Genomic DNA, 13,527 nt, shown 5'->3' with positions numbered 1-13,527 from the left:
CGACGCGTCTGATCGGTCATTATCCGCCTGATCCACGCCCTCCGCGACTCCGCGCTCCGGATCGCCGCGGTGAGCTGCGTTACGCGGGCCGCGCAGGTGCCGCGAGTTCGCCCGGACGCCGGACGGGCGGGCGCGTCATGGGATGGCGGCAACTGTCAATTCGCCGATACCGGACTGCCCGGTGCGGGCCCGTGGCATGATGAAAGTCCTTGTGCCGCAGAGTACAACGCCAATACCGCTGATCGGTCACCTGCGCGGCACACCCGAGCGCGGGTGAACGGGGCTGGCGAGGTAGCCGAGTCTGACGCACTCTTGATCTATGGCGTAGGTCGCCGGGCCTGCGGTGGTTTGTGCAGGGGAGTGGTCGCGTGAGAACGAAGCAGCGGGCGGAGATCGCCTGCGGGCGCCGGGCGATGCTCGCCGAGTTGGGTATCGGAGAGGCTTCCGGCCGTACGCGTGGGTCTACAGCCGGTTACGCCTGCGGGTGCCCGGAATGTGCCGCCGCTCAGTGGGATATGCGGCGGCTCAAGTACTGGTTGTGCGGCAGGCTACTCGCCTACGGGGCCGACGAAGCCGAGGTGGATCGGCGCATCGGCACCTTGCCGGTGGACGTGTACTGGCGCAAGGGCGACCGGGTGTACGCGATCGAGGTGCGCAGCGGCCCGCTGGAGCGGGGCCTCGCTCACGAGCACACCGAGCGGCTGCGCGCCGCCGGCTGCACGGACGTGCTGTGGCTGTGCCCGCCCGGCTACTGGGTGCCGTACCTGCACGCTCTCGGCATCGCCGACTTCGCGCCCGCCGCCTGTGATTACCGCGCGGTCACCGGCGTGCTGGACACCGAGCACGCCATGGCGGCGCCGCGGCGGGAGCCGGTCGAACTGCGCGAGTTCATCGCGGGCTGGGTGCGCGGCGAGTACGTCTGGGGTTATCGGGATGAGAGGACAGGAGGCTGGGCCACCGTGACCGACTGGGAATACCACACGAAGACGCAGGCCATGGTCATCGCCCGGCAGCGCCAGGAACTGGTCAACCAGCGCACCGCGCTGGCGGTGACTCGCAAATCATTGCGCGACAGGCAGAAACACCTGCTGAAGCTGACCACGCGACTGGAACGCGCGGAGTTGGCCGCCCAGAAACAGGCCGACGCCCTCGCCACCGCCCAGCGTACGATCGCCGATCACGATCGGCTCGACAAGGCGTTGCGCAACACGATCGCCAATCTCGAGGTGACCATCGGCCGCTGGCAGCTGATCACGATCTGCGCGATGCTGCTGATCGTCACGTTCCTCGCGGCGGCGATGGTGGTGCGCTGAGCCGGAAGGGCGCCCGCTCCCATCGCCAGTCGTGGCGCAGCACCAGCGCGAGGAAGTCCAGCAGTTCCAGGCCGGTTTTCGCGCGTACCTCGCGCAGCGCGGCCCAGTGCACGGCGCCGTGCTCGACGAGGTCGCGCAGCATCCGTTCGCTGGTGGCGTCGACGGGGCGTGCGCGCAGATCGGGAACCCCGATGCGGCTGCCGGTCCAGACCAGCCAGCCCCAGCCGTTGGCGTGCGCGTGTGCTCGACCGGCGGCGGCCTTCACCCGGCTGACGTGGAAGCCGACGTGCCCGAGCGCGGCGACGTCGATCAAGACGGTGCGGCCACCGGTGAGCCGGGCGACGATGCTGGGATAGTGAACCCGCTGCGCGCCGTCGAGGTCGTAGACGACCGCCGCGGGTTGCTCCTGAAAAGTCTCGACCAGATCGCTGGCATTGAGTATCCAGAGCAGCCTGGCCTCCAGGCCGGAGTCGAACGGCACGTCGCGACCGACCTTATCCAGGTAGAAGCGCCCGCGGCCGTCGTCGTCGCTGTCCACGGTCCGCGCGGAGACGGTGGGGACCGCGGTCGCCGCGCCTGCGCTGGGCCAATCGACCTGGCTCAGCCAAGGATTCAATTGACTCGTCGCCCGCGGCTCGGCATCGTGCAGCTTCGCCAGGCGCCGGTTGGTCTTCTTCTGCCAGGCGGCGATGCGCTGGGTGACGAACCCGGCGATCCGCTTCGCGTCCTCGGCCGCGTGCCCGGCCAGCCGCAGCTTCAGGTACGACAGTTCGGTCGCGGCGATGTCGGTGTCGGTCGCGTACGTCTCCACCAGGAGCGCGCGCACCAGCTGCCGGTCCCTGGCGTCGAGCGGATAGCGCGCGGACAGGACCGCGGCGGCGTGATGCCCGGACAGTTGCGCCATCCGGATCATCTGCCCCACCGCTTTGGTGTGCAGTTGGCGCACCCGGTCGCGGGAAAGGTCGTAGCGAGCGCCGATCCGGGCCAACGTCTCGGGTTTCTCCCCACCCACCCCGAGCCGAGCCGTCAGCAGGTCACCGTCCTTGGCCTTGTGGTCGGCACGCAAAGCGATCAACTCGCCGAGCACCTCGTTGACCTCTTCGAGTTCGAACGAGATGACATCTCGCAGATCGAGCGATTCGGGATCGTCGTCATCCGGCGCCGCCCCTTGCGCGACCTCCGCACTGATCGTCACGCGACAACCCCCTGACTCGGCTCCGGCACTGTGCGCCACAGCGTATCCCCACCCACCGACACCGGACCGCCGCCGCGACCAGTCGCGAACACGTTCGCGCCACAACGATCGAAGCCCCGTCTTTCAGCGCCCCGCGCAGACGACCCACCCAGATGGCGCATCATTCCGGTAGCGGCGTAGCGGCGCGCGGTATGCCGGCTGGTTCAGGGGTTCGGCGCCCGCTCGGGGCATTGCCATATCACGCCGTCGATTCGGGGGTTTTCCTCGGCGACCTTTCTGAAGGCACTTGATCGTGAGACGCTGACGAGAGAGGACTCGGCGGGAACGATGACAGCGAATCCGTTGTCGCGGGACCATTTCGCGGGAACGAGTACCCATACGTCGCCTCGTGCGACGAGGGCGCGGAAACACTGGTAGCGGAATCTCGGAGGCTGTTGCGGTTGGGCCTCGACCAGTGTCTCCGCGATCATGTTGGTCGGCACGTCCAAGCGTTCATCCGTCACGACGGAGACGACGGATTCCTTCGTCCAGAGATCGTGCGCCGCGGTTTGAGCGGCGTTGTCGCCTAGCCGGGTGGCGAAGGAGTTCATCACGGCGAAGAGAGCCAGAAGGCTGATCGCGATCGCCACGGTGCGGCTTACTCGTGTGGTCGGTCCCGGTTCGTGTGTTCCGGTGTCGCTCATCGAGGTGGACAGGACCCAGTAGCCGGCCACGACCAGAAGGCCGCCCGAACCCAGTGTGATGGGCGCGAATGCCCAGGAGACGACGGCCCACCCGGGCGTGAGCCACGGCACCACGACTCCGGTGACGCCGGTGACGACGAAGGTCGCTCCGAGCGCCAGCATGACGCGGCCGACGGTGCGAATCAGGCGCGGTCGCCGGCCGCTCCGGATGAAGCGGCCTGCGTAGGCGCCTACCCACACAGCGGCGAACCACCCGACGATCAGCAGTAACAGCGGGGCGTACAGCACGCCGACACTTCCCACGACATAGTCGCTGGTTGTGAAGCCGAGAGCATCGCAGTCCACGCCGAAATAGGCGAGTTTCTTGCGCGTGTAGACGTAGCCGAAGTAGTAGCACAGCGCCGTGATGATTGTGGTCGGCGCGACGACCGCCCCGATGACACCGACCCACCGTTGGAGCATCGCCGCAGACGCCGGCGCGGCCGACTGCTCGGTCATCTCACGGAGCCGTCGGCGTGCCGCCGGGAGCGGGTGCTTGCCCGCCCGGTGCGCCCGGAGGGTGCGGCAGGGTGCCGTCAGACGGTCTCAGCGGTGGCGGGGGTGGGCTCGTAAAACTTGGCAATGGTGGGGTGGAAGGGCGGATGTTGCCTTCCGGTCCGGATGGTCGTCCTCCTGGTGCACGGGTTCTGAATTGTTCCGCGGTGGGGAACAAATTGCCCTCCGGTACCGGCGCTTGGCGCGGCGTCGCCCCCGACCGAGACGCCGAGGCCGAATTCGCGGGGGAAATCGGCGACCCGGGTAGTGGCGCACTCGGCGTAGAAGGTGAAGAGGGGGCGGTCACGGCAGGTGATGCCGACCCGGGCGGTGTTGCTGGGTCTGTGGCGCTGCTCTCGCAAGCCGTGAACACGGCTACCGAAATTGCCAGTGCCGAGATGGCAGCGGCGAGCCGAGCGACTTGTGTGCTTCGTGCGCGATTACTTCGTGGTGACCGCATCGGAACTCCCTGATCCGACTACTCGAAATCAGGAGCAGACTGCCACGGCATTGATGGTTGCTCACGGGTAGCCGACTACTTGTCTTTCGACTCGTGGAGCCCTTGTGACGGGACGTCCGACTGCGGCCGACTATCGGTAAGGTGGCGTTCGTAGGCCGCAACAAGAACAGGCCCGGTGAAAACCGGGCCTGACCTCGTGAGACGGTGGTGCGCGATACTGGGATTGAACCAGTGACCTCTTCCGTGTCAGGGAAGCGCTCTCCCGCTGAGCTAATCGCGCGAGGTGGAGACGGGAATCGAACCCGTGTGCACGGCTTTGCAGGCCGTTGCCTCACCACTCGGCCACTCCACCGCGCAAAGGGGGACGGCGTTATGTTGCCTGGCCCTACCTCTCGAGCGGATGACGGGATTCGAACCCGCGACCCTCACCTTGGCAAGGTGATGCGCTACCAGCTGCGCTACATCCGCATTCTGCCTCCCCGGGGCTCGTTTCCGGCCTCCGTGGTGCGAGACAGAACATTAGCGGACGCTCGGTGAAAGGTACAAATCCGCTGGTAGAACGGCGGAAATCCAGAAGTTGAATGCTGTGACGGCGGTGGCGCATGTGGTGGATGGGGGAGGGGAGGCTCCGGTCGTCGCTTCCGGCGGTGCGGACGTCGAGCCGGCGCCCGGCCGCGACCGCATCGAGGCGAGTGTGCGGGCCGGGTGGGGAGGGGCTGCCGGGTGAGTGAAGGTTCCGCCGAACCATCCCTGTCCGGATGGCGATTTGGTGAACCGCCGGTGGCGCGTGCTAATGTTTCGTCTCGTCCGGAGGGCACCCCGAGCCGCCGGAAATACATCAGGTCTCATAGCTCAGCGGGAGAGCGTCCGCCTCACACGCGGAAGGTCGCTGGTTCGATCCCAGCTGGGACCACTCCCATATGTGAGACCGGTGCACTTGTTGCCCGGTCTTTTCTCTTCTCCGCGCCAGGTGCTGCTGTCGGGCCGCCGCGCGGGCATGCGCCCTCGAAGACTCGGCGTCCGTGGCGACCCTGTTGTGTTGTGACCTGGGTCACATTATGGTAGCGGTTGCCGCCATCCGGACCCGAAACCTTTTCATGCGCTTTGGGAAGTCTTTACTATTGTCGCGACCGCCGTGTCAGGGGTCGTGCTTCCACCGACGGGGGACGGCCCGAGTTCCGCCCGCCGCTCGCCTTCGATGCCAAGAACATGTTTGACCGATGAACCGGGATCACCACCCGGCGAAGGAGAAAATATGTCCACCGACACCGATTCCGCACCCAGGACGTCGCCGCACGCGCACATGGCCGATCGGCTTACCCGGATTGCCCGTCACGATCTACCCGCCTCGATCGTGGTTTTCCTTGTCGCTCTTCCTCTTTCGCTCGGCGTGGCGGTGGCCGCCGGCGCTCCGGTCGCCGCGGGCCTGATCGCGGCCGTGGTCGGCGGCGTGGTGGCGGGGCTGCTCGGCGGTTCCTCGATCCAGGTCAGCGGGCCCACCGCCAGCCTCACCGTGGTCGTCGCCGAGAGCGTGCATCATTTCGGCTGGGCCGCAACGTGCTTCATCACCGTCGGCGCGGGCGTGCTGCAGATACTCTTCGGGCTGAGCCGGGTCGCGCGCGCCGCGCTGGCCATCGCACCGGTGGTCGTGCACGGCATGCTGGCGGGCATCGGCGTGGTGATCGCGCTGCAACAGGTGCACGTGCTGCTCGGCGGGAACTCGCTGAGTTCGTCGTTCGCCGCGCTGGCCGCCCTACCGCAACAGCTGACGTCGGTGCGCACGGGCGACCTGTGCGTCGGTCTCGTCGTGATCGTCATCCTGATCGCCTGGCGATTCGTGCCGCCGCGGGTGCGCCTGATCCCCGGACCGCTCGTCGCCGTGGTCACCGCCACGCTGCTGGCGCTCGTCCTGCCCACGCACGTCGAGCGGATCGTGCTGAACGGCTCGTTGCTGGACTCCCTGGGCCTGCCCGCCGTCCCCTCCGGCGGCACGACCGCCGTCATCACGACGATGGTGACGATCGCGCTCATCGCGAGTGTCGAGAGCCTGCTGTCGGCCGTCGCGGTGGACAAGATGCGGCCAGGCCACCGCACCGACTTCGACCGGGAGCTGATCGGGCAGGGGTCGGCCAACGTCGTGTCCGGCCTGCTCGGCGGCCTGCCGATCGCGGCCGTCATCGTGCGCAGCATCACCAACGCGAACGCCGGCGCCCGCAGCCGGGCGTCGACCGTGCTACATGGAGTCTGGATCCTGCTGTTCGCGGTGGCGCTGGCCGGGCTCGTACGGCAGATCCCGACCGCCGCACTGGCCGGACTGCTCATCTTCGTGGGCGCGCAGCTGATCAAACTGGCGCATATCCGGCTGGCCAGGCGAGCGGGCGAGGTGTACGTCTACCTGGCGACGGTGCTGGGCGTGGTGTTCCTGAATCTGTTGCAGGGCATGGTGATCGGTCTGGTGCTCGCGTTCGCGCTGCTGCTGTGGCGGGTGGTGCGCGTGACGATCGTGGCGGCCCCCGTCCCGGGCTCGGAACGGTGGGTGGTCAGCATCGATGGCACGTGCACCTTCTTGGCCTTGCCGAAGCTGACCGCGGAACTGGCGACGGTTCCGGCGGGCGCGGACGTGACCGTCGAGATGACTGTCGATTTCCTGGACCATGCCACGCACGACTTCCTCACCGAGTGGGCTCGGGAGCGTGAATCCGGCTCCGCGACCGTGGAATTCGCCGAGCTGGGCAGCGCGCGGATGGCGACCGCGTTGACCGGACCGCCCGAGCGCAGGCACGTGCGGCAGGTCATCGACCAGGTGATCGGGCCGTGGCGGCGCTCGGGTACCGGGGAGGACCGCATCGCGGCGGGCATCGCCGCCTACCACCGCGGCCACGCCCACGTGCTGCGCCCGCATCTGGACAAGCTGCAACATCGGCACGACGCCGACTCGTTCTTCCTGACCTGCGCGGACGCGCGGATCGTGCCGAACGTCATCACCAACAGCGGACCGGGTGATCTGTTCACAGTGCGCAACGTGGGCAACCTGGTACCGGTGCGCGGTGGGGACGTCTCGGTGGAGGCGGCTCTGATCTACGCGTTGGAGCGGCTGGACGTGCGCGCGGTCGTGGTATGCGGTCATTCCGGCTGCGGTGCGATGGAGGCGCTGCACCGCGAGGTGCGTGCCGGGGCCGGTCTCGGCGACTGGCTCGCGCACGCGCGGCCGAGTCTGGAGCGCTATCGGCTGGGGCATCCGGTAGCCGCCGCGGCGGCCGTCGCGGGGTTCGGTGAGGTCGACCAGCTGGGCATGGTGAACGTCGCGGTGCAGCTGGAGACGCTGCACGCGCACCCGGTCGTGCGCCGGGGGATCGAGGAGCGGGGCGTAGCGGTGTCGGGGTTGTTCTTCGATCTCGCCACGGCGCGCGTGATCGAGGTCATGGTCGACGGCATCGCGGAGTTCGGCGACCAGGAGGGGCGGATCGCTGCGGAGCCGGTCTGACCAGGCGATGTGCGGTGCGGCACGGTGATAACGACGAGAGGACAGTGGGGAACTACACACAATCGGCGAAATTCTCAGGCTTTGCTAAGTCTTTACCAATACACTTGTCGGTGTTTACATCTCGACTCATCGCTGTGTCGGGACTGCTTCACCGCGAGATGCCGGTTCGCGGTCTTGTGCCCTGCTGGACATGTTGATCGTCAACCGACCTCGGCGAAATCAGCCGAGTCGGCGAAGGAGAGTCATGGCTATCGATCACGATTTAGCCCCGCCACCGTCCATACCCGCACCGGCGGACCCGGGCCGCAGTTCCGGACCACTGTCCGACCGCTTCACCGAGATCCTCCGCCACGATGTACCCGCCTCGATCGTGGTTTTCCTTGTCGCGCTGCCGCTTTCGCTGGGCATCGCGATCGCCTCCGGAGCCCCCGTCGCCGCCGGGCTCATCGCCGCCGTGATCGGCGGTATCGTCGCCGGAACGCTCGGAGGGTCGGTTCTCCAGGTGAGCGGCCCCGCCGCGGGACTCACCGTGGTCGTCGCCGAGACGATCAATCAATTCGGCTGGCGCACCACGTGTTTCATCGTCTTCGCAGCCGGTGTGCTGCAGATCCTGCTCGGGCTCAGCCGGGTGGCCAGAGCGGCGCTCGCGGTGGCGCCCGTCGTGGTGCACGCGATGCTCGCCGGTATCGGCATCACGATCGCGCTGCAGCAGATCCATGTGCTGCTCGGCGGTTCCTCGCACAGTTCGGCTTGGCGCAACATCACCGAGCTGCCCGGGCAGCTGTTGTCCCTGCATGGCGGCGGCGCACTGATCGGCGTGGTCGTGATCGCCATCATGGTCGGCTGGAAATACCTGCCCGCCAGGGTGCGCGTGGTGCCGGGTCCATTGGTCGCGGTGCTCGTGGGCACGGCGTTGTCGCTGGTGTTGCCGCTGAATGCCGAGCGCATCGTGCTCAACGGCTCGCTGTTCGACGCCATCGGCCTGCCCGCGCTGCCCAGCGGCGATTGGTCGGGTCTGGCTCTGGCCGTCCTCACCATCGCCCTGATCGCCAGCGTCGAGAGCCTGCTGTCCGCGGTGGCCGTGGACAAGATGCACTCGCGCAAGCGCACCGACTTCGATCGCGAGCTGATCGGCCAGGGTTCGGCGAATGTGCTGTCCGGCCTGCTCGGCGGCCTGCCGGTCACCGGCGTGATCGTGCGTAGCGCCACCAACGTGCAGGCGGGCGCGCACAGCCGAGCCTCCGCGATCCTGCACGGCGTCTGGCTGCTGGTGTTCTCCGTGGCGCTGGTGTCCGTCGTTGAGCAGATCCCGAAGGCCGCGCTGGCCGGTCTGCTCATCGTGATCGGCACCCAGCTGGTCAAGCTGGCCCACATCAAACTGGCCCGGCGCACCGGTGACCTGCTGGTCTACGCCGTCACGGTGCTCGGTGTGGTGTTCCTGAACCTGCTGGAAGGCGTGCTGATCGGCCTCGGCCTGGCCTTCGGGCTCTTGCTGTGGCGGGTCGTCCGGGTATCGGTCAGGGCCGAGCAGGTCCCCGGTACGCAGCGCTGGCTCTTCGCCATCGACGGCTCGGCCACCTTCCTCGCACTGCCGAAGCTGTCGGCGCAGTTCGCGAAGATCCCTCCGGGAGCCGAGGTCACGGTGGAGATGACCGTCGACTTCCTCGATCACGCGGCCTTCGAGGCCATCGAGGAGTTCGCCCGCCAGCAGGTGAACAGCGGAGGCAGCGTCGATTTCGTGGAGATCGGCGGAGCCAGGATGGCCCACGCCGGCGCGAAACCGCCCGCGCGGAGCTTCGCGCGCTCGGTGTGGGACGACATCCTCGGCCCCTGGCGGCGCGACGAGCGGCACGAGAATCCGGTCGCGGCGGGCGTCGCGGCCTACCACCGCAGCCACGCGCACGTGGTCCGGCCGCACCTGGACGAGCTGCGCGACAAGCAGGACCCGGATTCGTTCTTCCTGACCTGCTCGGACTCGCGGATCGTGCCGAACATCATCACCAACAGCGGACCGGGCGACCTGTTCACCGTGCGCAACGTGGGCAACCTCGCGCCCGCCGAGGGCGACGCGTCCGTCGAGGCGGCACTGGTGTTCGCGCTCGAGCAGTTGAACGTCCGCTCGATCGTGGTCTGCGGGCACTCCTCCTGCGGCGCGATGAGTGCGCTGCACACCGGCGCCGAGGTACCCGGTGTGGACGCCTGGCTCGCGCATGCGCGACCGAGCCTCGAGCGATTCCGCGCGGGCCATCCGGTAGCGGTCGCGGCGCAGGAAGCCGGTTTCGGCGAGGTCGATCAGCTCGCCATGGTGAACGTCGCGGTACAGCTCGAGTTGCTGCACCGGCACCCGGCGGTGCGCAAGGCGATCGCCGAGCGCGGCGTCACGGTGTCGGGCCTGTTCTTCGACATCGCCAGTGCCCGGGTCGTCGAGGTGACCGAGAACGGCATCGCGCACATCGATGACGCGGGCCATCAGCACACTCCCGAACTCGTGTGATCGACGGGGATGGGTGATCCCGCCCGGGCGCGCCGCCCGGGCGGGATCGCTGTATCCGGAAGTCGAGAGCGAATTGGGCATGCCGTATTGCTCGTACCCTGGGAAGGTGACCGCAGACTTGGAAACGAGCTCCGACGATCCGACCCGCTGGCGCGCCTTCCGCGCCGGCCTCGAACGACGGCCTAAGCTCTACCTCGTCTACCGGATCGTCGTCGCGGTCGTCGGTGTCGCCGTGCTCGCGGTCGGCGTGCTCGCGATCCCCTATCCCGGTCCCGGCTGGGCGATCGTGTTCGCCGGGCTCGGCATCCTCGCCACCGAATTCGCTTGGGCGCGTAGCACACTGGCCTGGTTACGCGACCGGTACCGGCAATTGATGGACTGGTACCGCAGGCAGGGCCGGACCGTGCAGGCGGTCGGGGCGATCGGCACCGTCGCGTTGGTCGTGGCGACGCTGTGGATATTGGGGACCTTCGGGCTCGTGGGTAGTTGGATCGGAGTCGAATGGGAATGGCTGCGCAGCCCCCTCTAACGGTGACCACCGTTCCGGGGCGCATGCTCACCGAACCGGAATGGCTGGCCGCACGCATCGCGGAGATGGGCCATTCCTGGGGGACCACGTCGCCGCGCATCGCGGGCACGCTGTGGTGGTGCATGGTCGCCTCCGCTCTGGTGGAGCAGCTCGCGCGCGCCTACGCGGACGACGAGGACGCCCCCGTGCCCGCGCTGGACCGGCTGGAGTGCGAGCTGCGCCCGGACGGTGGCGTCGAGCGGGTGCGCGTGCCGGCGCACGATGTTTCCTCAGCCGACGGCGCGACGGCGCTGCGCGACACGCTCGGCGTCGTGATCCCGCCGGTCGCCGAGGTGTCCGGCGCGGGAGTCCCCGCGCTGTGGGCGATCGTCGCCGACGCGATCGGCAACCGCGCGCTCGACGCCGGTTCGCCGGATGCGGGGGCGCGGCTGGCGGCCGACATCGCGGGCAAACTCCCGGTACCGCGGTTCGTGGAGATCGGCGGACGCACCTTCGTCCGGCGCATCTCCTGCTGCCTGGTGTTCGAGGTGCCGGGTTGCCAGATGTGCACCAGCTGCCCGAAGCGGCCGGCAGCCGAACGGACCGCACTGCTCGCGGACCTGGCAGCCGAAAACTGAGCAGAGCAACCTGCGCGAGGCGCAAGTGGTTTCCCCGCGCCACCCGACCGGTACGGCCAAAGGCCCGCAGCGGCAGGACAGCGGCGGGACAGTAGCATGGTCGCGCCGGACGAACTCGCGATCGGCCACCATCCAGCGGGCCCCGCCCGCACACGAGAACGCCAAGGAGAGCGCAGCCGTGACCACCTCAGCCCCCATCAGCCCAGTCACCCTCGTCCGGGTGCCGGGCGGGACGACGGCGGGCGCCGCGGTGCGCGAGGCGGGCCTGCCGACCAAGGGGCCGGAGACCGTCGTGGTCGTCCGGGTGGACGGTGAGCTCAAGGACCTCTCCTGGACCCCGGCCGACGACGTGGACGTGGAGCCGGTCGCGGCGAACACCGCCGAGGGCCGCAACGTCATCCGGCACTCCGCCGCGCATGTGCTCGCCCAGGCCGTGCAGCAGGAGTTCCCCGAGGCCAAGCTGGGCATCGGTCCCTACATCAAGGACGGGTTCTACTACGACTTCCGCGTCGAACGGCCGTTCACCCCGGAGGATCTGGCCAAGCTGGAATCCCGGATGAAGAAGATCGTCAAAGGCGCGCAGCGGTTCTCCCGCCGGGTGGTCGAGATCGAGGACGCCAGGGTCGAACTGGCCGGGGAGCCGTTCAAACTGGAGCTGATCAGTGACAAGTCCGGCATCGACGATCCGGAGGTCATGGAGGTCGGCGGCAAAGAGCTGACCATCTACGACAACCTGGATCCGCGCACCGGCGAGCGGATCTGGGGCGACCTGTGCCGCGGTCCGCACATTCCGACCACGAAGTTCATCCCGGCCTTCAAGCTGACCCGCAGCTCGGCCGCCTACTGGCGCGGCGACCAGAGCCGCGAGGACCTGCAGCGCATCTACGGCACCGCGTGGGAATCGCAGGAGGCGCTCGACGAGCACCTGCACCTGCTCGCCGAGGCCGAGCGCCGCGACCACCGCAAGCTCGGCCTGGAGCTTGACCTGTTCAGCTTCCCCGACGAACTCGGCTCCGGCCTGCCGGTCTTCCACCCCAAGGGCGGGATCATCCGCAAGGAACTGGAGGAGTACTCGCGCCGCAGGCACGTGGCGGCGGGCTACGAGTTCGTCAACACCCCGCACATCACCAAGGGCCACCTGTTCGAGGTCTCCGGCCACCTGGACTGGTACCGCGACGGCATGTTCCCGGCCATGCACCTGGACGCCGAGCTCAACGAGGACGGCACCGTCCGCAAGCCCGGCCAGGACTACTACGTCAAGCCGATGAACTGCCCGATGCACAACCTGATCTTCCGCGCCCGCGGCCGGTCGTACCGGGAGCTGCCGCTGCGCCTGTTCGAGTTCGGCTCGGTCTACCGCTACGAGAAGTCCGGCGTGGTGCACGGCCTGACCCGGGTGCGCGGCATGACGCAGGACGACGCGCACATCTACTGCACCAAAGAACAGATGCACAGCGAACTGACCGACACGCTGCGGTTCGTGCTGGATCTGCTGAAGGACTACGGCCTCGACGACTTCTACCTCGAGCTGTCCACCAAGGACCCGAAGAAGTTCGTCGGTTCCGACGAGATCTGGGAGGAGGCCACCGAGACCTTGTCCAAGGTCGCCTCGGCCTCCGGCCTGGAGTTGGTGCCCGATCCGGGTGGCGCCGCCTTCTACGGCCCCAAGATCTCGGTGCAGGCCAAGGACGCGCTGGGCCGCACCTGGCAGATGTCGACCATTCAGCTGGACTTCAACCTGCCCGAGCGCTTCGACCTGGAATACACCGCCTCCGACGGCACCAAGCAGCGGCCGGTCATGATCCACCGCGCGCTGTTCGGCTCGATCGAGCGCTTCTTCGGTGTGCTCACCGAGCACTACGCGGGCGCGTTCCCGGCCTGGCTCTCGCCGGTGCAGGTCGTCGGCATCCCGGTCGCCGAAGCCTTTGCCCCGCATCTGGATCGAGTGATCGAACGGTTGCAGGACGAGGGCATCCGGGCACAGGTGGATCGCAGCGACGACCGGATGCAGAAGAAGATCTTCAACAACACCGCCCAGAAGGTGCCTTTCATGCTGCTGGCCGGTGAGCGCGACGTGACCGCGAACGCCGTGAGCTTCCGCTTCCGCGACGGCACCCAGGTCAACGGCGTACCGGTCGACGACGCGGTGGCAACCATTGTCGCGTGGATCGCCCACCGGGAGAACGCGTCGCCGACGGCCGACGGTTTCGAGATCAAG

Annotated in this window: 8 protein-coding genes and 4 tRNA genes; 7 read left to right on the top strand and 5 right to left on the bottom strand. The window is 68.0% G+C overall.

Features of this window, described 5'->3' with window-relative positions:
- The first annotated feature begins 368 nt into the window (after positions 1 to 368).
- Positions 369 to 1,313 carry a hypothetical protein gene (locus tag NA8_RS10040; protein ID WP_245663753.1) on the top strand — a complete coding sequence of 315 codons (945 nt, stop codon included), beginning with the start codon at positions 369 to 371 and terminating at the stop codon, positions 1,311 to 1,313.
- Here NA8_RS10040 and NA8_RS10035 read toward each other — a convergent pair.
- The 5 genes from NA8_RS10035 to NA8_RS10010 form a co-directional block, all read right to left on the bottom strand.
- Positions 1,279 to 2,508 (bottom strand): sigma factor-like helix-turn-helix DNA-binding protein, encoded by a 1,230-nt coding sequence (locus NA8_RS10035; protein ID WP_084466661.1) that lies wholly within the window; start codon positions 2,506 to 2,508, stop codon positions 1,279 to 1,281. The genes NA8_RS10040 and NA8_RS10035 overlap by 35 nt on opposite strands.
- A gap of 203 nt (positions 2,509 to 2,711) precedes the next feature.
- Positions 2,712 to 3,689 (bottom strand): hypothetical protein, encoded by a 978-nt coding sequence (locus tag NA8_RS10030; RefSeq protein WP_063050115.1) that lies wholly within the window; start codon positions 3,687 to 3,689, stop codon positions 2,712 to 2,714.
- Positions 3,690 to 4,390: 701 nt separating this feature from the next.
- Positions 4,391 to 4,465, bottom strand: a tRNA-Val gene (locus NA8_RS10020).
- A 1-nt stretch (position 4,466) separates the two neighbouring features.
- Positions 4,467 to 4,537, bottom strand: a tRNA-Cys gene (locus NA8_RS10015).
- A gap of 43 nt (positions 4,538 to 4,580) precedes the next feature.
- A tRNA-Gly gene (locus NA8_RS10010) sits at positions 4,581 to 4,653 on the bottom strand.
- A gap of 373 nt (positions 4,654 to 5,026) precedes the next feature.
- Between NA8_RS10010 and NA8_RS10005 the strand changes: the two genes are divergently transcribed.
- From NA8_RS10005 to thrS, 6 genes are all read left to right on the top strand, one after another.
- A tRNA-Val gene (locus NA8_RS10005) sits at positions 5,027 to 5,098 on the top strand.
- Between the two features lie 342 nt (positions 5,099 to 5,440).
- Complete coding sequence (locus NA8_RS10000) at positions 5,441 to 7,669, top strand: SulP family inorganic anion transporter (RefSeq protein WP_063050113.1); 2,229 nt, start codon at positions 5,441 to 5,443, stop codon at positions 7,667 to 7,669.
- A gap of 244 nt (positions 7,670 to 7,913) precedes the next feature.
- Positions 7,914 to 10,163, top strand: coding sequence for a SulP family inorganic anion transporter (locus NA8_RS09995; protein ID WP_063050112.1), 2,250 nt, complete (start codon positions 7,914 to 7,916; stop codon positions 10,161 to 10,163).
- 106 nt (positions 10,164 to 10,269) lie between these two features.
- Entirely contained in the window at positions 10,270 to 10,692 is a 423-nt protein-coding gene (locus NA8_RS09990; RefSeq protein WP_245663752.1) for a TIGR02611 family protein, read from the top strand.
- Between the two features lie 2 nt (positions 10,693 to 10,694).
- Positions 10,695 to 11,309 (top strand): (2Fe-2S)-binding protein, encoded by a 615-nt coding sequence (locus NA8_RS09985; RefSeq protein WP_245663751.1) that lies wholly within the window; start codon positions 10,695 to 10,697, stop codon positions 11,307 to 11,309.
- A gap of 178 nt (positions 11,310 to 11,487) precedes the next feature.
- Positions 11,488 to 13,527: threonine--tRNA ligase (gene thrS, locus NA8_RS09980; protein WP_063050225.1), on the top strand; the 2,040-nt coding region annotated here is incomplete at its 3' end.

It is taken from the genome of Nocardia arthritidis NBRC 100137, from assembly GCF_001612765.1.
Taxonomy (GTDB): domain Bacteria; phylum Actinomycetota; class Actinomycetes; order Mycobacteriales; family Mycobacteriaceae; genus Nocardia; species Nocardia arthritidis.
This window is presented reverse-complemented; position numbering and strand designations above follow the sequence as displayed.